Genomic DNA, 19,694 nt, shown 5'->3' on the forward strand with positions numbered 1-19,694 from the left:
ACACCAAGTTCATTTCTTATGACTTCCTTCATTCTATCTGTTTCCAATACACATAAAACTCCATCTTTAATAATTACATATTTACATAGTTTACACATAAAAATATCCTCCTGGTTATTACAACCTAGAGGATATCTATATTTCTAATTGATTTTAAGTACTTTTTTATTTAATGTCCTTGACACGGGGTCCACATTACTATGTTAATAACCTTTTGTTCTATTAACAAGGTTTTCTAATGGTTCCTGGTTCTTTAAGTGATTGAGGTTTCTAATGACTAATTGTGTATAATAGTCCTGTACGCTCTTCCAATGATATCCACCAGAACAATGAGGTGTAATCATGACTCTCGGATTTTTCCATAATGGTGAATCAGTTGGTAATGGTTCTTCTTCAAAAACATCAAGTAATGCCCCACCAATAGACTTATTGTCTAATGCTTCTAATAAAGCATAAGTATCAATCACACTACCTCTACCTACATTACATACAACCGCATCTTCTTTCATTAATGAAAACTCATCATGGCTTAACATATGGAATGTTGCATTGGTTGCTGGTAAAGAAGTAATAATATAATCCATCTTTGGTAATACATCATGTAATTCTTTAGAAGTGATAATGTTATCACAATAAGGATGTTCCTTATAAGAGTTTCTTAGTCCTGTGACATTGGCACCAAGTACCTTTAATACTTTCGCAAATTCAGTACCAATATCCCCTACTCCAAGTAATAAGACATTTGAACCATAAATTTCTCTACCAGTAAATAATGGTGTCCATCTTGCTTCTTTCTGTCGATCATAATAAAAACGTAGATTCTTATTAAAGCTGAAGATCATTCCCATCATATGTTCACAGATGGCATGACCATAGCTACCACTTGCATTTGTAAGAAGTGTTTGTCTATTTAAGATGTTTGGTAGAAGAAATTGATCATTACCTGCGCTATTTAATAATAGTGCTTTAAGTGTAGGTCTATTCAAGTTAAATTGTCTTGGTGGATTACCTACAATGACATCTGCTTCATCAATCATTTCCTGTGTTAAATCATCTTTGTTTACCTTTAAAAGGTTCATATCAGAACATGACTTTTTAATAAGTTCAATATTTGAATCATCTAAAGCTGGAATAAGTAATACCTTCAACATATTTAGTCCCCCTAAGTTCTTTTGATAAACTTAGTATGACACTTTGGACAGCTGATTTCAATCTTTCCACGTCCTTTGGGTACTCGGACAACCTGTTTACATGTTGGACATTTATAATATTTATGTGTTTTATCTTTTCTTTTTCTCTTAAAGAAATCTACCTTTTTTGTAATAGGTGCAATAAGCTGTACATATTTCTGATTTTCCTGATAACGTTTATAGATATTCCTAGAAAATATTCTGAAATAAATATAAATCATCAAAAATAAGCTTAAGATCATTAATGGTTTTGAACCAGTAAATAACTCTATAATAACTAAAATAAATAATAAATACATGAGATGAGTGTTGAGCTTATCTGCTCCACCATATCTTCCCTGCATGAATTGAATAAATTTTTCTTTCATAAAATACCTCCATGACACTAATATAAGTTTGTTTTATAAACTAAATATTAACTAAAAAAGGACATTTCTGTCCTTCTTGTCTATTAATTACTCTTGTTGATAAGTTCTTTCGCTATCTTTAATGCAGTATTTGAAGGAATCGCAAATCCTAGACCTTCACTATTTGTATCGGATGATTTGGCATTCACAATACCAATGAGATCACCATTTCCATTAAATAATCCTCCACCAGAGTTCCCTGGAGAAACGGCTGCATCTGTCTGAATAACAGAAATAGAGATAGTCTTAGAAGAGCTATAAAGCTGACCAAAACGACCATAGTTACTAGATGAAGACGAGTCATCATTGTCTAGCTGTACAGTAATCTTACGATTTAAGGCTGATACGATACCTGAAGTAATAGAATCACTGAATGTACCTTCTGGGTTACCTACTGCATATGTAGATTGACCTTGTACTAATTTATCACTGTTAGCAAATGTTGCTGGTTTTAAATTAGTTGCATTGATCTTAAGTACCGCAATATCATTATCACTATAAGTTCCTACTAATGTTGCATCATATGTTTTATTATCACTTGTAGTGACCTTAATTGTACTTGCACCAGAAACAACATGAGCGCAGGTAATAATATAACCATCGCTACTCATGATCACTCCTGAACCTGCACCGCTTGATACCTGTGAACCATACCAGAAGTTATCTCTTGAGATATTTTCTGTTGTAATGGCTACAACACTTTGTGTCATCTTAGAAGAGATGCTTGATGCATCATTTGATGTACCTGTTGCTTTAGTTGTAGTAGTCTTCGTCACTACTGTAGTACCCTGATTATTCATAAAATAAGAACCAGCAGCGCCTCCACCAAAACCTAATGCCACAGCAATAAATGCTTTACCTATATTTTTGCTTAAACGACTGACTTTCTTTTTATTCTGCTTTTCATAAACATCTTTTAAATTTTCGTTGTTCATAATACCACTCTCACTTTCTGATTCTAGTATATATCTTAAACTTAATACCTAAATGTGGTTTTTGTGGGAAAATATGTTATTGCATATCTATTCCTGCATATTTTAAGAATTTCTTTTCATTAAGGATCCCTTGAGTTAAAAATTCTCCATCTTTAAATAATGCATAAGTAGAAACTGGTGTTGGGAGGTTCTGTGCTTGTTCACGTGTTGTGATATGAATCGTTTTTAAAGGAATGTTGTATTCTTTTGCCACTTCTTCTATGCGTGGTACCCAATAGTCTGTAAAAGGACATTGATCTGTATAATATAATACAAAAACCTGCTCATTGATATGCGGATGTTTGGCACATTCTTTAAACTCTGGAGGATTACCTTCAGTGAATGGAAGATACATAAGTATAATACCATTATCTGATTCATCGGCTATCTTAAATCCTTTATGAGTCAAATATTTATAATCAGAAAGGAACTCTTTCTTACGTCCTTTAGACGATAGAATACAAACACCTTTATAGCCCTTTTGACGTGCATCATCTATGCAATAGTTTAATAAGTCACTTGAATAGGCATGTCCTTTCATCGAACCTGAAACCCATAAACAATTGATATACATATAGTTATTACTTGTAATAGGTATCCAGGCATATTCATCAGGAATATATTCAATGAAACACTTTCCTCTTTCTTCGCTGCGATAAAACACTAAACCTTCATCAAACCTTTCTTTTAACCATTCTTTCTTTTTAAGACTCTTTTTATTAGACATGGCACAACATATATGCTCTGTGTCTATATTGTCTTTATTGATAATAATAAAGTTCATACATCCTCCTAGTAAAAAAGCCATGTGAATGGCTTATTAGATAATTGGTGTATTCATAAATGTTTTATAAATAGGAATTTCATCTTCCTTGGATGAACCATAGAGGATATCTCCTTCTTCCTGGTCATTTAAACAATCACATTCCTTTAAGCAATTATAAAGATGTTTACTTGTTCCATAAGCTCCATCAAACATTGGAATATCACCTAAAACTGTCGCTATTTGATTTTTCACAAATGGATAATGTGTACAACCTAGTACAACACTATCTACTTTACCTTTATAAGGACCTATTAAATCTGTAAGTAATTCAATCAAATCTGGTTGATCTAAATTTCCCTGTTCAATACGTTTAGCAAGTCCATAACATGGAACTGGAATAATAGTGGCTGATTTATCATATCTTTCAGCTAATTGATGAAACTTATCTAAACGTAATGTATTGGCTGTCGCCATCACAAGAATACAGCTGTTCTTCTTAGAAAGTGCTGCTGGTTTTAATGCAGGTTCTATACCAATGACAGGAATATCTGTATATTTTTCTCTTAATAATGTCACTGCAGCACTTGTTGCTGTATTGCAGGCAATCACGATGGCCTTTAAATGCTTCTTCTTATTCATATTCTCTATCGCATTAAGAGTAAGCTGCTGGACATCTTCTAATGTTTTCTCCCCATAAGGTGCATTAAGTGAATCACCAAAGAAATAAAGATTCTCTCCTGGCATCATTTCATGAATAGCCTGTAAGACACTCACTCCTCCAACACCTGAATCAAATACACCTATATACTCTTCTTTCTTCATACTGATAACTCCCTTTCGTTTTTTCATTATAGCACAATTATTAATTCAAGGTCTATATTACTTAACCCCTGGTTGTAGTTGTGATAAAATAGTATTTGAAAGGAGGTATTCATATGGCTATGAGTGAATTGTTGAAAAAGACAGTACTTGTAGGTATTGGTGCAGCAGCTGAGGTCGCTGATCGTTCTAAAGACTTAACAGATAGTCTTGCGAAAAAAGGTCAGGATACCATCAATAAAGGACGTGCGATGAATGAAGAATTAAAAAGAAAAGCACGTGAAGACTTGTTAGAACATGTAGAAAACATGACTGAAGAAGAACGTAATGCTTTGCGCCAGAAGCTTGATGCATTAGATCATGAAGAAAATCAGTAATATTAAACGTATGAGAGAAATACTCTCTATTATCAAGAAACATGATATTAAAAATGGTCTGACTCCTATTAAGGCAAGAGAGATGATTGAAGAGCTTGGCCCTACTTATGTCAAATTAGGACAGATCATGTCAATGCGTAGTGATCTAATACCTCTAGAATACTGTAAAGAGTTTGAAAAACTAAGAGCGTCTATTGCGCCTCTTAGTTTTTCTACTATTCGTAGTATTATTGAAGAAGAACTAGGACAGCCAATAGAGAATGTATTTAAAGATATAGAGGAAAAGCCTATTGGATGTGCGTCTATTGCGCAGGTTCATTTAGGGCATTTATTAAATGGTGATACCGTTGTATTAAAGGTTCAAAGACCTCATATTCATGAAATTATGGAAGCTGATGTACGTATTATGCATAAGTTTCCACGTCTTTTAAAGATGATGACTGGTACAGGTGATCTGATTGATTATCGTTCTATTATTGATGAATTATGGCGTACAAGCCAGACAGAGATGAACTTTTTAAATGAAGCGAATAATATGAATGTCTTTGCGAACAATCAAAAAGATATACGTTATATTAAAGCACCTCATGTCTATAATGAATATACAACCAATCATTTGCTTGTTTATTCCTATATTGATGGTATTCCTATTGATGCTATAAAGAGATTAAAGTATGAAGGATATGACTTAGATGAGATTGCCTTGAAGATGGCAGACAACTGCTGTAAACAGATATTAGATGATGGATTCTTTCATGCTGATCCTCATCCTGGTAATATCTTAATAGATGAAGGAAAGATTGCCTGGATAGATTTTGGAATGATGGGTACTGTATCTTCCTTTACTCAGCATATCTTATCTCTTGCTTTACAGGCTTTAATTGAAGATGATATTTATGATCTAGAAGAAGCCTTCTTGATGTTAGTAACACCAGATCATGAAATAGATGAAACACAGTTATTACATCAATTAAATTCAATTGTAAGTGAATATAAAGCTAAGAGCTTATCTGATTATAACTTTTCTGATTTGATACAGAAGTGTTTTGATATTGTGACAAGTAATGATATTGCGATACCGACAGAACTGACTCTATTATGTCGTTGTTTGGTGACACTTGAAGGTACTTTAGAGAAGATCAGTCCTTCTTCTAATCTCATTGAGATATTAATTAATCATAAGCGTAATACAGTACTAAAAGAGCTGGATTATAAGGATCAAGGATTAAAAATAGGTCATGACCTTTATAAGACATTAAAGAAAAGCTATGCATTACCTCAGATTGTCTATGATTTAATCAAGATGAGTAAGAATGGTCAGTTACATGTCAATGTGACTGAGAATGATGATTATATAAGACAGACCTATAAGAAAACAGAATTATCTATCATAATTAAAACAGTATTTAGCTGTATGTGTATGTTATGTAGTGTATTGACTGAGTCTTATTATATGTCTATTATATTGTTGACTATTTCTATGTTACTTGGTATAGACGTATTCTTTCACTTATGGAAGCTAAAAAGATGATTCCGTTTATTGGAATCATCTTTTTCTATTTGTTGGGATCAATCATAGTTAATTGTACTTTATGTCTTTGTTCATCAATTGTATCTACCCATGTCGTTACGATATCTCCTACAGAGACAACATCACTTGGGTGTTTAATACGGTTTTTACTCATTTTAGAAATATGAACGAGTCCATCTTCATGTAATCCAATATCTACAAAGGCACCAAAGTCTACAACATTACGTACAGTACCTTCTAGTTTATCATTTACATGAAGATCTTCTAATGTGAGGATATCCTGTCTCAGAATTGGTCCATCATAATCATCACGATAGTCTCTTAGTGGTCTCATAATAGAGTCTAGGATATCTTTAAGTGTATAGTCATCTAGTCCTGTAAGTTCTTTAAGGGATGTAATGTTAGCCTGTGAGACAGCCTTCTTACATGCATCTGTTCCTAGATCATTAGTCGTTAAGTTTAATGCTTTTAAGATAGCTTTAGTGGCATCATAAGATTCTGGATGGATATTTGTACGGTCTAGTGGTTCACTGCCCTCTTCAATTCTTAAGAAACCAGCAGCCTGTTGATAGGCTTTTGGACCAATCTTAGGAATCTTTTTCATTTCTTTACGGCTCATGATCTTACCATTTTCTTCACGATAAGCCACAATACTATTTGCTGTTGCCTGAGTTAAACCAGAGACATTCTTTAAGAGTGTAGGACTGGCTGTATTAATATTCACACCAACTAAGTTAACTGCTTTTTCTACAACGAAGTTAAGTCTTTCTTTTAATTGGGTAGTAGGTAAATCATGCTGGTACTGCCCTACTCCTATAGATTGAGGATCAATCTTAATAAGTTCTGATAAAGGATCGAGTAGTCTTCTTGCGATAGAAATCGCGCTTCTTTGTTCTACATGAAGATCTGGGAATTCTTCTATCGCTAGCTTAGAGGCACTATAAACACTTGCGCCTGCTTCACTGACTATAGTATAACTCACAGGTAAGTGATATTTCTTAATAGTATTTGCGACAAAGGCTTCACTTTCACGACTTGCTGTCCCATTCCCAATCGCAATCAGATTAACATCATACTTCTGACATAAGTCTACAAGTTTCTTTTCTGATTCCTTCACCTTTGCGACTGGAGGATGTGGGTAGATAACATCTACTGTAAGTTTCTTACCTGATTCATCAATGACTGCAAGTTTACACCCTGTACGGAAAGCTGGGTCAAAGCCTAAGATTCTCTTATTTTTCATTGGAGCCTGTAAGAGTAGTTTACCTAGATTATCAGAGAAGACATCAATACTTGCTTCCTGGGCTTTTTCAGTAAGAGTATTTCTGACTAATCTTTCTAAAGATGGATAGGCAAGACGCTTTAAGCCATCATCAATGGCTTCATCTACATATTTAGCTGTTGGACTCTTAGGGAATTTAATATAACGTCTTGAGACAAATGTCTTGATATAATCTTCATTAATGTTGATAGAAACAGTGAGGATCTTTTCTTTTTCTCCTCGATCAATCGCCATAATACGATGTGTCGCAATACGTGAGACATTTTCAGAATAGTCATAGTACATCTTATAGGTCATCTTTTCATCTTCCGCATTCTTCTTTTTAGAAGTGACAAGTCGGCCATAGTTCATCATAGAATCGACAATTTTATTACGTACTGTCATATCATTAGAAATTTTTTCCGCAATGATATCCTTAGCCCCCTGCAATGCCTCTTCTCTAGAAGTGATTGTATCATTCAGATAGGCATCTGTGTCTTTTTCATTAAATGTACGTGGTAAAGAAAGAAGTGTCTTAGCTAAAGGTTCTAAACCTGCTGCAATAGCCACACTAGCTCTTGTTTTCTTTTTCTGTTTATAAGGACGATAGATATCTTCTACCTGTGATAAACGTGTACATGCATTGACCATCTTCACGATATCATCATCTAAGTGTCCTAATGTTTCTATTCTTGTAAGGACTTCTTCTTTTCTTTTTTTAAGATTCACCTGATAGTCATATTGTTCCTGAATCACACGAATCTGTTCTTCATCTAAGCCATGTGTTAATTCTTTACGATAACGAGCAATAAAAGGAACGGTACAGCCTTCTTCTAATAATTTCAATGTATTTTGTATCTGTTCTGTCTTGATATTTAGTTGTTCTGAAAGTTTAAGTATAATATCTTCCTGCATTTTTGTCTCCTTTATAAAAGGCTGATTGCTCAGCCTTATGCATGCTTATATAAGTATGTGATTGAAAGTGGTGGTAATTCTAATTGTCCATTATAATCCACCATTTCTCCACTCATAAGATCCTGATAAGAACCATGTTCAATAGGTGGATAGATTGTATAAGGTGCATCATCGATATTAAGTGCGACCACAATCTTTTCTCCTTCATAATTTCTTTCTAATGCATACTGCTTATTAGTAAGAACTAAATCCTTATAGTCTCCTAATGTGAGTGCTTTATGTCCTCTACGCATATGAATATATTTAGAAACCAAATCTGATAAATCATTTGGTGCAGGTGCATCGAGTTCTGGACGAAGTAGTGCATCAGTGACACCTTGAATCTTTTCACCTTTAATACCCCATTCTGAGCCATAATAAATACATGGAATACCAGGTACTGCCATGAGTAAGCCAAATACTAATGGAAGTTTTCTTTCATCAGTTAATGTACTAGATATTCTATTCACATCATGGTTATCTACAAATGTGAGTAAATCTCTACCTCTATACATATCCATCGCATTTCTCTTTAATGTATGGGCATATTCAAACATATTCAAAGAGTTAAATGAAGACCAGAATGCTTTATATGATGGATAATCAGTGATTGCATCTAGTTTAGCTTCTGTATACATATAACCTGCATTATCACCTAATACTTCTCCTAACATAAAGAAATCCTGTTTTAAACTCTTACAATGATCACTCAACATTGCCATAAACCATCTAGGCAATGAATAAGCGACGTCTAGTCTCAAACCATCTATATCAAAACACTTGATCCAGTAATCGACTGCATCTAGTAAATAATGTTGGACATCTGGGTTATCTAGGTTTAACTTTACAAGTTCATAATGACCTTCCCATCCTTCATACCAGAATCCATCACCATAGCTAGAATCTCCATCAAAGTTGATATGGAACCAATTGGCATATGGGCTTGCAGGTCCTTTTTCCTGGACATCTCTAAACGCAAAAAAGCCTCTACCAACATGGTTAAATACCCCATCTAATACAACCTTAATATCATGTTCATGGAGTGTTTTACATACTTCTGCAAAATCTTCATTTGTACCTAAACGCGTATCGATGAGATTATAGTCACGCGTATCATAGCCATGAGAATCACTGTTGAATACAGGATTGAAATACACAGCCCCTATTCCTAATTCTTGTAGATAAGGGACAAAGTCCTTGATTTTTAAAATACGATGAGCCTGGATATCATCATTTACTTCAGGCGCACCACAAAGTCCTAGTGGGCAAATCTGATAAAATACTGTTTCTTGATGCCACACAATTAACACTTCCTTTCTGTTTACTATTATACTTCATTTATGTGTGTTATCCAATCTATTTATATTATTAATAACTTACATTTATGCATTTGCTATATATTTATAAACATTCTAAATGCATTATTGCATATATCGATTATGTTCAGGGTCATAGTCATTCAATAATAGTTCTATCTCGTCTTCATCATAATCAAGATAGACATACAAGACATATATAAGTAAATCTTTAAGCTGCTCGTGGATGTCTGTACCAAAGTATAGACGTAATATCTTCTCACAGCTTAACGCAAAGCCTAATACATCTTTAGTATCCTTATAATCTTCATATATATGATCAATCATCCATCCCATCTCTTCATTAAGTGATTCTTTAAGTATGTTGTAGAATTGTTCCATATTAGTGCCTCTTGAAATAGTTTTGTATATCTTCTGCAGGAATAATGGTTATTTCCCCTTCTTTATAATTATTCTTCCATGGTCCTGTTTTAGTGAGTGTTATAAGTGTTTTTAAAGGGTAACGAGAGAATGTATTGAGGATTTCATCTATGTATTCCTTCTTATTTTCATCTAGATCTAAATAAGCATCTTCGATGATTTTATAACGCATATCATCTTGTACTCTAAATGGGAATGTAGAGAATAAGTGATAAACATCAGGATAGATGACACCTTGCTTCCATGCTTCACAATGTTCATGAAAGAGTGGCTGTGGATAGGAATAAGCCTGTATGAAGTAAAGATAGGATTCTAATTGCATAGGTGTGAGTTCTTCTAGTGTATAAAAGAGATAAGAAATCACCTGCAATATTTCTTTTGAACAAGAGAATTGTGATTTAAGAGTAAGACATCTATTGATTGCCTTTTTAAAGGCCGGTCCCATCTTTTCATGGTTCTTATTCACTAAACCCATCATATAGTCTATATCACATAGTGCATTGTGAATAACTTGTGCATAGTCAGGATGAGGGGTACTTCCCTGTAAATATCTTGTAATAGTGACTTCTCCAAAGCCTAAAGCATAAGATAATGGTGCTTTACCGAGATGATAGAGAGACATAAGGGCTTCTATTTCTTCTTGTATTCTTGTTTTACACATCTTATTCACCTTCTTCACACTTATTATAGCATATGATAGACTTTTTAAAAATATCTATCATATGCATTAAAACAAAGAAAAAAGTGCATATTATTGTGAATATGCACTTTCCTGTGTGAAGAGATTTTCTATCTCCACCAACATTTTCCCAAATTCATTGAGCTTAATATAAAGCTCATCATCGTCAATATTCATGACGATTTCGTTTTGTCTGATCCTCGCATCATGCATATAACATATTGCAGAGATCTTTTCCTTCTTATCAGCGTCTAGCTGATATGTATCAATCAAATTTGTGATTGTCGATGCCTGGTCTGAGAGCTTATAGGACCTGTTATGCACAAAGGCATAGACAATCATATGTTCACCCTTGAAATTCTTATAGGGCATTAATAGTTTTTGATAATTCAGCATGCGCTCCACTTCCCCTCTTGTTCTCTATTATATCTTAGTTACTATTTATAGATAGGGTGTGGCAAGAGATTGGACAAGGAAAAACAACATATTATAATTCTAGTGAAAAGATATTTTTAAGCTGTATTTTATGGTTATTAATATAAATATAGTGATCATTGAGATTCACTATTTGTATTGTTCCTCTTATTTTAGAATAAGAAGACCCTGTGTAATAGACAAGTTCTACTTCATCTCCTTCTTGAATTTGATGAATTTTCCAGTTAAGTTCATAATATTGGTCTTCACATAGTTCTTTTCTAGGTATTGTGGTATCTTCTTGAAGTAGTTCTTTAAATCCTTTTAAAGCATCAAAGCTTAAAAATAAGCGCGCACGATCAACCTTCTTATGCATTATGTCCTCCAATTAATGTATTTCTTTTTTCTGTAGTAGCTTTTTCCTGTTTGTTCATAAGTTTTAATATCGCATTCTTCCCATACTTATGACGGATAGAGACAATAGCTTTCTGGAGCTTCTTTTCTTCTTCTAATGCCTCTATATCACTAAATAAGTCATATGATTCATAAGCTTCATCTAAGACATCTCCAAAGGATATAGAAATCTGTCTGATCAGTCTTCCTTTTTGAACTTTTAGATGATAAATAGAAATAAAGGTATCCATCAGAACACTCAATGAATTGGTTCTGACTGTCAGTTTCCTAGAGCCTCCTGCCCATCCTCCACCATCTGTACGTGAATAACCAATATATAAGCTTATATGATTTGTGACAAGACGTGATTCGACAAGTCTTAAGACATTGAGTTCTACCATTTCCTTTACAACGAGTATTGCATCCTCATATTCATAATCAGAAAAGAGAACCTGAGAATTATTAATTGATTCATTCTTAGGACGATACTTCTTAATAGAGGCAATCGTAGCAGGTTCTCTCCCCCAGGCATGATCAATAATATATTCCGCATTAATACCAAACTCTTTATAAAGAATCTCTTCAGGAATCTGAGTAATCCCATGCATATCCACAACACCGAGTTTTAATAAATGATTGGCTGTTCCACTTCCCATATGCCAGAAATCAGTGATAGGTAAATGATGCCATAAGTATTTCTGATACCTTTCTTCATCTAATATCCCAATATTTTCTTTTGTATGCTTAGAGATGATATCAAGAGCGACTTTCGCAAGATAGAGATTGGTTCCTATGCCACATGTGGCAGTAATATGTGTATCTGCAAATACAGCCTGCATCAACATCTTCGCAAACTCCTTCGCACTCTTATGATAAAGATGCATATAAGATGTGATATCAATAAAACATTCATCAATAGAGTAAACATGAATATCATCAGGTGAGACATAACGACAATAGATACGATAAATACGTGCTGAATATTCCATATAAAGATGCATACGAGGCATCGCAGTAATATATTCAACACCCTTGGGTATTTCAAATATACGGCAGCGATTATGAATTCCCATACTTTTCATTTGAGGTGTAATCGCAAGACAGAGTGCTCCATTACCTCTAGTAGGATCTGCCACTACAAGATTAGTTTTAAAGGGATCAAGATGTCTTTCACTGCATTCGACTGAAGCAAAGAAGGTTTTTAAATCTATACATAAATATACTTTTTTCATCATTGGCTCCTCCTTCCTGTTAGTCTTATTATAGTTATCTACGGTGCATATATCAAATAGTTTTGCACCAAAATGATTCTGTACGTACAATGAATGACGCATTTGTTTGCACCAAATTGTATTATGTTGTATAATGCCTAAAAAGAGGTGGAAACAATGAATTTTAAAGAATATCTAAAGAAATACAAGGAAAAGATGGGTGTGTCTAATGAATATATTGCGAGTCAATTAGGCGTGAACCGTTCTACTGTAACAAGATGGTTAAAGGGTGATACAAAGGTCACAAATCCTGAAGTGATAGAGAAGCTCTCATTTATATTAGGTGTAGATGTAGAATCACTTATTAATAGTGAAGAACGTTATGAAAAGCCAGTACTAGGTGAAGTCAAGGCAGGGTATGATTTACTCATTGATGAGAATTTTGAAGGATATGAGCAGGTGACTCAGGATGATTATTATCGTGGAGATTTCTTTTTACGTGTTGTAGGAGATTCTATGTCAGGGGCACATATTCATGATGGAGATTTATTATATGTAAAGAAATGTAATGATGTACCAAGTGGGACGATTGCGGTCGTATTAATTAATCGTTGTGAAGTAACAGTCAAAAAGGTTATAAAAAAAGAAGGATTACTGATTCTAGAACCAGCGAACCCTTCTGTTGATGTACGTTATTATTCTCAGGAAGAGGTAGAAAGTCTTCCTGTAGAAATTATTGGAAAAGCATTATATAGTCGTTCTGATTTAGTATAAGAATTCTTCAATCATTAAAGTACTCATACGCTTCTTGAGATCATCTAGCTTTACATCATCTTCTAGACAAAAAGAAATATGTTTATATTCTTCAAAGAGTGTTTTTCTGCAGGTAATTTCTCTTTGTCCAATTGTAGTCTGATAAAGATGATCATGTGTTGTAATGTTCATATGATGTTGTAATTCCTTTAAAGCAGTCTGACCATTGAGTTTCATACGATGATTCTTTTCTTCTTGATCATCATTGCTTTGTGCATCAAACATATAAGCACAAATACTATAGTTCTTATGATGACATTCCTTAAATAAGTCATGAATCATATAAGTGAAGTCTACAAATATACCTCCACCTGTACCCCCTACTATACCAGAGGCAATAAGGACATTAATATGATCTTCCCCAGCAATAGAAATCATCTTCTCAATGAGTGTCTTGAATTCACTTCTCATACCTTCATAGACAGATTCAGTTCTAAAAATCTTCTGTCCAAGTGTTCTATCACAATCTGTTCCACGAGGATCTAGAATGATGATTTCATCATCTGTCATATGTGTATTCTTGATATGAGAAGTCATATCTACGATTCTCATTTCTACTCTATCTATATCATCATAATCATGTTTTATTTTACCTTTTAAGGAATCAATGACACCGCCACCAAGTCCTCCTAATCCAACAATAATAATAGGATCTGCTTGATTCATGTTTCTACTTAGTTGTAGCCCCATAAAGTTATCCTCCATTTCATAATCACAAATAATTTAGCCTTTCCTATTCTAACATATTTAAAACACATTACAATAAAAATCAAAGGAAGCTGTAAAGCCCATCTAGGGCCTTACAGCTTTCCTTTTTTCATATAATAAGATGCTTTGATTATAAGAACACGATCTGTATAAATATAACCATTTCTCATCATATGAGCATTGGAGAATTTCTTTCGGCAATTTTTATGCTGATCAGCTTCCCCTTCATAACCAGCATTCTTTTTCTCTTGAATCATATAATCCGCTTCCCCTCTTTCAATGCCATATATTATTATACAGTGATGATTATATATTACAATACATATTCATAACATATTCACATAATATTAACATAATATGAAAAAGAATAGGCTATTTACCTATTCTTCTACAAAATTAAATTTGTCTTTGTTTCTTTCTTTGAATACTTCAAAGATAATATTTGTTTGATCAGGTGTAACCCCTAATAAGCCATCTACACCCTCTTCTTTAGTAGGTACGACTTCATAGATAGAAACCTGTGTTGTAGATTCATTATGTGGCATAAGAACAACATATGTACGCTTATCATGAGTGAATTGATCTAACATCTTGAACTCAACATCATTTCCTGATGCATCTTTTAATGTGATTATATTATTCATTTTATTTACCTCGCGTATCCATTATGCCATAAGTATGTGTCTTACGACAATCATTTTTAGCTAATTTGCCACTTCACATGAGAGCCATGATCATCCTTAGATACAACTAATTGATCTTCTATTTCCTGTTTTAATTCTGATACATGAGAGATAATACCAATAAGTTTAGACCCTTCTGACATATCCATCAGTACTTTAATGGCTTCATCTCTTGAATGATCATCTAAAGAACCAAATCCTTCATCAATAAACATAATATCTAGATCAATACCTGATGCACTTTCTTTTATCTCATCTGCCATACCTAGGGCTAAAGATAGTGCAGCCATGAATGATTCTCCACCTGATAATGTATTGATTTCTCTTTCAGAATCAGTCACAAAAGAATAAACCATTAAGTCTAAGCCTTTATTCTTACCTTCCCCTGCTTGTTCAATATTCTTAAGATGTAGTTCATACTGACCAGCAGACATATCATAGAAACGGTTATTAGCATCTATTAAGATACGTTCCAGGTATGTTCTTTGAACATATGTTTCTAAGTCCATTCTAGAACCTGATACATTACCAGATAATTGGTTGTATAGAGTAGTTAATTGGTGGTTCTTATGAATCATTTCTTTTGCATGAGAAACAATCTTATCTAAGCTCTTTAATGATTCAGTGTTGTTTAAATAAGTATGTTCTTCTTCTTTTACGACTTCTAATTGGTTTGAATATATATCTACTATATCTTGATAATCTTTTTCTAGTTCATCTAGTTCAGGAAGTGATTGACCATTGATACGTTTCTCTATTGTTTCAATTTTAGAAGAGACACTGGCATAATTCTTAGAATAATCCATATAAGCTTGATTGAAACGCTTTATATCTTCTTTTTGATACTTAGAAGTAAGATCCTGCCAAGAATCACATTTGTATTCTTCTACTAAGCTTGTATAAGCCTTAAAAGATTCATCTCTGCTTCTTTCTAGTTGTGGAAGAGATTCTTTATAGGATGTAATAAGTGTTTGACACTTATTATAAATATCTGTAGATATATTTAATTTCTGTTTGAAGTCCTTATAAGCTACCTCTTCGTCCTGTTTATTCTTATTAAGTAGACTGATCGCATTTTGTGCTTCTTCTAATGAAGCATAGCTTAACTGACTCTTTAATTGTATAAGTGTAGAATTTAAAGAAGCAAGCTTGACTTCATATTGATGAATATCATCAGTAAGTGATTTTACATTCTCTTCATATTGGTTTAATTTTGTTTCTATTGTTTCTAGCTCTTTTGTGAGTATCTGATAACGACTCTTTCTCACATTGAGGTCTTCTACAAGACGACTTAAAGTTTGTTTTTCATTTAGAAGTGTTTCTTTAATAGAATTAAGAGCAGCATCACTAGAGAGTGTTTCACTTAGAATCTTTAAATCATTCTTGTGTTTCTCTTTTAATTCTTTTAAAGAATCATTTAAAGATGAGACTTTTGCGCTTTCTGTTTCTAGTAAGACAAATGCCTTGTCTTTTTCTCTTCTCATTTTTTCTAGTTCTTCTTTAGTGGCCACTTCTCCATCTTTTAAAGATGCAGGAAGTGGATGATGGATAGAACCACATACAGGACATGGAGTACCTTCTTCAAGTGCTCTTGCAAGTAAACCTGCCTGAGCATCTAGGAAGAGTTTATTAGCTTCATCATAGAGTCTATTCTTCTGATTATAAAGAGTACTTAATCTTGTATATTCATTTTGTGTTGAGACGAGTTCTTTTTCTTTTTTAGAAATAGATTGAAAGTCTTTAACGAGGTTGTTGTAAGAATCAAGCTTAGTCTTGAATTCCTTATGTTTTGATTCTAGAATAACCTGTTCTTTTTCTACATCCTTGAGTGTTTCTAGTTCTGCTTTACCTTTTTCCTGTTTTAATAATAAAGATTCTTTGTTTTTATTGAGTAAAGTAAGCTGTCTAGTAGAATTATCAATAGATTTATTAATATTAGATATACTATTTTCTATTTTACTCAATTGTTTTCTATTTTCTAAATCTTTTGTCGCTTTATCGTGTTCTTGTGTATATAAACGAACAGATTGTTCGTATTTTGTATCTACAGTTTTCTCTTCTTCTTTTAAGTTTTCATATTGAATGCGTAGTTCTGGCTCTCTTTTGAGTTCATTTTCTAGCTTGTTTTGCGTATCTGTATATTGTTTTTGATCTTTTGTATAAGAGTTATATGCCTGCAAGATATTATAAGCATATTCAATTCTACTAGAGAGCTTATAGTTATTTTCTATCTCTTCTTTTTGATTATTTAAGTTAACGAGCTGCTTCTTTGCCTCTTCTAGAACTTGAAAATCATTAAGAAGTTGTTTTGCTTGATCTAGATTTGTTTTCTTTTCCTCTTTTAATGCATTAGTCTTACTTAATGCATCTTTATCCTTATTAAGAGTCTCTTCTAATACCTGACAATAGGATTCTAACTCATCTACTAATTCATTAAGATAAGAGATTTCCCCTCTTTTAATCGCTTCAATAAGGAAGACAAGGTTTTCATGTTCTTCACTTACATGAATATGCCCTACTTCACTCATACATCTTGTTTTGATATCACTAATGCTCTTTTCTGTTTCTTTTCTCCTATTGTTGAGTTCTTCTACAATATCATTATAGATTTCTGTATGGAAAAGCTTTCTAAAGATTTCTTTCTTCTCATTAGATGATTTACGCAATACATCCATGAATTCACCTTGTGCAATCATTGCGACCTGCATGAACTGTTCTTTAGTGAGATGAATGATATCTATGATCTTCTTATTGGCTTCTTTTTGAGGATACTCAGACCCATCTGGCATCATTAATGCGATACTACCAGATTCTGCTTTTTCTTTTCTTAAACCTTTTTTAGCACCTGCTTTATAGTAAGTATAATGCTGGGGAATACGATGAATGGTATAGATTTTTTCATCATCACCATAGCCTTGTGAGAAGGTCAATTCTACATAGGGTTTAACGTCTAGTGAGGCAAATTGGCTTTGTAAGAGTGTGCCTGTTTTCTTATTTAGAGTAGAACTGCTTTCTCCATATAATGCGAATACAATCGCATCAAAGATAGTTGTTTTACCTGCACCTGTATCTCCAGTAATTAAAAACAAATTCTGGTTTGGTTCTCTAAAGTCAATGACTGTTTTAGATGCATAAGAACCAAAGGCTTCCATTACGAGTTTAATAGGTTTCATATTATACCCCTTTCACATGGTTGATGATATCCTGTAATAAGTCTTTTTCTTCTTCATCAACACCATTTAAGAAATCAGTACATAAAGAGAATGGATCCATTTTAACATCCTTCTTTACAACTGCCTGATAGTTATTCTTTCTTATGTTTTCTCTTCTTATTTCAAGTAATCTAGGGAATGCATTTTTTAGCTTTTCTTGCATTTCAAAGATATTGAGATCCTGTTTATCAGTGAGTACAACTCTCACAAAATCATCACAGGATTGATTTAATACATCTTTTAGTTCTCCTTCTATGATTCTTAGATCATGAAGTGGTTTTAAAGGAAGTACATGTGTTTCTACAACACCTTTTTCTTTCATTTCTATTTCTATAATTCCTTTGTCCTGACCTGCTTCACTCATAGAATAAGGTAAAGGTGTACCACAATAGCGATAGACATCACTTCCTACCTTCATAGGCTTATGGATATGTCCTAAAGCGGCATAATCAAATGGAAGTAATACTTCTCCACTAACTTCATCGATGTTACCAGCCGTACGTATTTCAGAATCAGTTCGTTCTATGTCTTCTGCTTTCTTATTAGCTGGTAGATAGAACTGGTGAGAAATTAATACGTTTCTATCCTTTGTATTCATTTCTTCTCTTTCTATCAGTTTCTTAATTGTTTCACTATAAGAGTAGTTTCTTCCATCGTTAGTACCAATAATATTTTTAACCATGGAAGGTTTCACAAAAGGAAGAAGGTAGAAATGAACAGGTCCATAATTATCATTCAAAGTAATTCTTTCAATATGATCTTCTTCTTTTTCAGGAGGGTTACCTACCATATAGAGGTTCTGTTTAAGTAGTACCTGTCTAAAACAATCTATTCTAGGAGCACTATCATGATTACCAGAAATCATCATAATAGTAGATTGGGGTACTGCTTCCTTTAAAGATGTCACAAAAGAGTCAAATAGACTCACTGCTTCAGCACTAGGAACAGCTTTATCATATATATCACCTGCAATCATAATAGCGTCAGGTTGTTTTTCTTTTGCGTATTGTACAATTCTATTAAGTATATATTGTTGGTCTTCTGTTAAGTCTCTATTCATTAGCTTTAAGCCAATATGGAGATCAGATAAATGAAATAGTTTCATTATTATTTGTCCTTTCTGCGTTAAGATAAGTTTATTATACACCATCTCTATATTCTATGTCTGAAATTCATGCTTGATAATACCTTGAAATAGGTGTCATAGAAAAAAATATAAAATTGTTTAGTGTAGACAAAAAAATAAGACAATATACAACAATCAGTATTATAATAGTACTAGAAAACAAATTGATTGGAGTTGTATAGTATGTCTTATTTTGATCAAAGAGAAGATTCTATATTGTTGATGGGTCAACTACCCACGACCTAAAGGTCATGGGCTTGTAACTGCCCAGTCGTATTAACGGTTTACACCTCCGACCTTTTACCCCAGTAGATATTGCTGTCTAAAGTGGCGTTACATCATAGGGTGGTTGACAGCACCCTTTGTAGCAGAGTTTACTCTGTTACAACTGTATTAGGTACTTGGCTATCTGCAAGATAGTTTATTCCCATACGATACAG

General features: G+C 33.4%; 20 protein-coding genes. 3 read left to right on the forward strand and 17 right to left on the reverse strand.

From position 1 onward, the window contains the following. Positions 1–203: 203 nt before the first annotated feature. The 5 genes from H8909_RS09850 to murI all read right to left on the reverse strand — a co-directional run bounded on the left by H8909_RS09850 (position 204) and on the right by murI (position 4,159). Positions 204–1,151 carry a D-2-hydroxyacid dehydrogenase gene (locus H8909_RS09850; RefSeq protein WP_187012705.1) on the reverse strand — a complete coding sequence of 316 codons (948 nt, stop codon included), beginning with the start codon at positions 1,149–1,151 and terminating at the stop codon, positions 204–206. 11 nt (positions 1,152–1,162) lie between these two features. Continuing rightward, positions 1,163–1,558: a BRcat domain-containing protein gene (locus H8909_RS09855; protein ID WP_187012706.1), complete on the reverse strand. Its 396-nt coding sequence runs from the start codon at positions 1,556–1,558 to the stop codon at positions 1,163–1,165. Between the two features lie 83 nt (positions 1,559–1,641). Beyond that, positions 1,642–2,532, reverse strand: a complete 891-nt coding sequence (locus H8909_RS09860) for a S1C family serine protease (protein WP_129981854.1) — start codon at positions 2,530–2,532, stop codon at positions 1,642–1,644. Positions 2,533–2,608: 76 nt separating this feature from the next. After that, entirely contained in the window at positions 2,609–3,355 is a 747-nt protein-coding gene (locus H8909_RS09865; protein ID WP_187012707.1) for an N-acetyltransferase, read from the reverse strand. Positions 3,356–3,391: 36 nt separating this feature from the next. After that, positions 3,392–4,159 (reverse strand): glutamate racemase, encoded by a 768-nt coding sequence (gene murI / locus H8909_RS09870; protein ID WP_022425607.1) that lies wholly within the window; start codon positions 4,157–4,159, stop codon positions 3,392–3,394. A gap of 113 nt (positions 4,160–4,272) precedes the next feature. Here murI and H8909_RS09875 point away from each other — a divergent pair, with 113 nt between their 5' ends. Together H8909_RS09875 and H8909_RS09880 are read left to right on the forward strand one after the other, a co-directional pair. Then, a complete protein-coding gene (locus tag H8909_RS09875) occupies positions 4,273–4,533 on the forward strand; it encodes a hypothetical protein (protein WP_187012708.1) in 261 nt (86 codons plus the stop codon). Next, positions 4,517–6,064: an ABC1 kinase family protein gene (locus H8909_RS09880; protein ID WP_187012709.1), complete on the forward strand. Its 1,548-nt coding sequence runs from the start codon at positions 4,517–4,519 to the stop codon at positions 6,062–6,064. Before H8909_RS09875 ends, H8909_RS09880 begins: the two co-directional genes overlap by 17 nt. A 25-nt stretch (positions 6,065–6,089) precedes the next feature. On the opposite strand, the gene H8909_RS09885 is transcribed toward H8909_RS09880, so the two are convergent. The 7 genes from H8909_RS09885 to H8909_RS09915 all read right to left on the reverse strand — a co-directional run bounded on the left by H8909_RS09885 (position 6,090) and on the right by H8909_RS09915 (position 12,736). Next, positions 6,090–8,240: a Tex family protein gene (locus H8909_RS09885; protein ID WP_187012710.1), complete on the reverse strand. Its 2,151-nt coding sequence runs from the start codon at positions 8,238–8,240 to the stop codon at positions 6,090–6,092. A 35-nt stretch (positions 8,241–8,275) separates the two neighbouring features. Beyond that, positions 8,276–9,580 (reverse strand): alpha-amylase family glycosyl hydrolase, encoded by a 1,305-nt coding sequence (locus H8909_RS09890; protein WP_187012711.1) that lies wholly within the window; start codon positions 9,578–9,580, stop codon positions 8,276–8,278. Positions 9,581–9,700: 120 nt separating this feature from the next. Continuing rightward, on the reverse strand, positions 9,701–9,976 hold the full coding sequence (locus H8909_RS09895; RefSeq protein WP_187012712.1) for a hypothetical protein: 276 nt from the start codon (positions 9,974–9,976) through the stop codon (positions 9,701–9,703). A 1-nt stretch (position 9,977) separates the two neighbouring features. After that, positions 9,978–10,676: a Panacea domain-containing protein gene (locus H8909_RS09900; RefSeq protein WP_129982009.1), complete on the reverse strand. Its 699-nt coding sequence runs from the start codon at positions 10,674–10,676 to the stop codon at positions 9,978–9,980. A gap of 90 nt (positions 10,677–10,766) precedes the next feature. Then, complete coding sequence (locus tag H8909_RS09905; protein WP_129982010.1) at positions 10,767–11,090, reverse strand: DUF1828 domain-containing protein; 324 nt, start codon at positions 11,088–11,090, stop codon at positions 10,767–10,769. Positions 11,091–11,181: 91 nt separating this feature from the next. After that, positions 11,182–11,484, reverse strand: a complete 303-nt coding sequence (locus H8909_RS09910) for a YolD-like family protein (protein WP_187012713.1) — start codon at positions 11,482–11,484, stop codon at positions 11,182–11,184. Continuing rightward, a complete protein-coding gene (locus H8909_RS09915) occupies positions 11,477–12,736 on the reverse strand; it encodes a Y-family DNA polymerase (protein WP_439647248.1) in 1,260 nt (419 codons plus the stop codon). The genes H8909_RS09910 and H8909_RS09915 overlap by 8 nt, the downstream gene beginning before the upstream one ends. Positions 12,737–12,889: 153 nt before the next feature. Here H8909_RS09915 and H8909_RS09920 point away from each other — a divergent pair, with 153 nt between their 5' ends. Further along, on the forward strand, positions 12,890–13,486 hold the full coding sequence (locus tag H8909_RS09920) for a LexA family protein (RefSeq protein ID WP_022425596.1): 597 nt from the start codon (positions 12,890–12,892) through the stop codon (positions 13,484–13,486). Here the strand turns inward: H8909_RS09920 and H8909_RS09925 are convergent. The 5 genes from H8909_RS09925 to H8909_RS09945 form a co-directional block, all read right to left on the reverse strand. Further along, positions 13,478–14,215, reverse strand: coding sequence for a tubulin-like doman-containing protein (locus H8909_RS09925; protein ID WP_187012714.1), 738 nt, complete (start codon positions 14,213–14,215; stop codon positions 13,478–13,480). The two genes, H8909_RS09920 and H8909_RS09925, sit on opposite strands and share 9 nt — an antisense overlap. A gap of 110 nt (positions 14,216–14,325) precedes the next feature. Next, entirely contained in the window at positions 14,326–14,490 is a 165-nt protein-coding gene (locus H8909_RS09930; RefSeq protein ID WP_187012715.1) for a hypothetical protein, read from the reverse strand. 123 nt (positions 14,491–14,613) lie between these two features. After that, on the reverse strand, positions 14,614–14,877 hold the full coding sequence (locus H8909_RS09935) for a DUF1292 domain-containing protein (protein ID WP_187012716.1): 264 nt from the start codon (positions 14,875–14,877) through the stop codon (positions 14,614–14,616). A gap of 56 nt (positions 14,878–14,933) precedes the next feature. Further along, positions 14,934–18,089, reverse strand: coding sequence for an AAA family ATPase (locus H8909_RS09940; RefSeq protein WP_187012717.1), 3,156 nt, complete (start codon positions 18,087–18,089; stop codon positions 14,934–14,936). A 1-nt stretch (position 18,090) separates the two neighbouring features. After that, complete coding sequence (locus H8909_RS09945) at positions 18,091–19,233, reverse strand: exonuclease SbcCD subunit D (RefSeq protein WP_187012718.1); 1,143 nt, start codon at positions 19,231–19,233, stop codon at positions 18,091–18,093. Positions 19,234–19,694 lie beyond the last annotated feature (461 nt).

The sequence above is a fragment of the Catenibacterium faecis genome (assembly GCF_014306455.1).
Lineage (GTDB): Bacteria > Bacillota_I > Bacilli_A > Erysipelotrichales > Coprobacillaceae > Catenibacterium > Catenibacterium mitsuoka_A.

What these genes read in the sequence shown, in the direction of transcription:
- H8909_RS09850 (WP_187012705.1), bottom strand. Translation starts at nt 1,151, where the DNA reads ATGTTGAAGGTATTACTTATTCCAGCTTTAGATGATTCAAATATTGAA.
- H8909_RS09855 (WP_187012706.1), bottom strand. Translation starts at nt 1,558, where the DNA reads ATGAAAGAAAAATTTATTCAATTCATGCAGGGAAGATATGGTGGAGCA.
- H8909_RS09860 (WP_129981854.1), bottom strand. Translation starts at nt 2,532, where the DNA reads ATGAACAACGAAAATTTAAAAGATGTTTATGAAAAGCAGAATAAAAAG.
- H8909_RS09865 (WP_187012707.1), bottom strand. Translation starts at nt 3,355, where the DNA reads ATGAACTTTATTATTATCAATAAAGACAATATAGACACAGAGCATATA.
- murI (WP_022425607.1), bottom strand. Translation starts at nt 4,159, where the DNA reads ATGAAGAAAGAAGAGTATATAGGTGTATTTGATTCAGGTGTTGGAGGA.
- H8909_RS09875 (WP_187012708.1), top strand. Translation starts at nt 4,273, where the DNA reads ATGGCTATGAGTGAATTGTTGAAAAAGACAGTACTTGTAGGTATTGGT.
- H8909_RS09880 (WP_187012709.1), top strand. Translation starts at nt 4,517, where the DNA reads ATGAAGAAAATCAGTAATATTAAACGTATGAGAGAAATACTCTCTATT.
- H8909_RS09885 (WP_187012710.1), bottom strand. Translation starts at nt 8,240, where the DNA reads ATGCAGGAAGATATTATACTTAAACTTTCAGAACAACTAAATATCAAG.
- H8909_RS09895 (WP_187012712.1), bottom strand. Translation starts at nt 9,976, where the DNA reads ATGGAACAATTCTACAACATACTTAAAGAATCACTTAATGAAGAGATG.
- H8909_RS09900 (WP_129982009.1), bottom strand. Translation starts at nt 10,676, where the DNA reads ATGTGTAAAACAAGAATACAAGAAGAAATAGAAGCCCTTATGTCTCTC.
- H8909_RS09905 (WP_129982010.1), bottom strand. Translation starts at nt 11,090, where the DNA reads ATGCTGAATTATCAAAAACTATTAATGCCCTATAAGAATTTCAAGGGT.
- H8909_RS09910 (WP_187012713.1), bottom strand. Translation starts at nt 11,484, where the DNA reads ATGCATAAGAAGGTTGATCGTGCGCGCTTATTTTTAAGCTTTGATGCT.
- H8909_RS09915 (WP_439647248.1), bottom strand. Translation starts at nt 12,736, where the DNA reads ATGATGAAAAAAGTATATTTATGTATAGATTTAAAAACCTTCTTTGCT.
- H8909_RS09920 (WP_022425596.1), top strand. Translation starts at nt 12,890, where the DNA reads ATGAATTTTAAAGAATATCTAAAGAAATACAAGGAAAAGATGGGTGTG.
- H8909_RS09925 (WP_187012714.1), bottom strand. Translation starts at nt 14,215, where the DNA reads ATGGGGCTACAACTAAGTAGAAACATGAATCAAGCAGATCCTATTATT.
- H8909_RS09930 (WP_187012715.1), bottom strand. Translation starts at nt 14,490, where the DNA reads ATGATTCAAGAGAAAAAGAATGCTGGTTATGAAGGGGAAGCTGATCAG.
- H8909_RS09935 (WP_187012716.1), bottom strand. Translation starts at nt 14,877, where the DNA reads ATGAATAATATAATCACATTAAAAGATGCATCAGGAAATGATGTTGAG.
- H8909_RS09940 (WP_187012717.1), bottom strand. Translation starts at nt 18,089, where the DNA reads ATGAAACCTATTAAACTCGTAATGGAAGCCTTTGGTTCTTATGCATCT.
- H8909_RS09945 (WP_187012718.1), bottom strand. Translation starts at nt 19,233, where the DNA reads ATGAAACTATTTCATTTATCTGATCTCCATATTGGCTTAAAGCTAATG.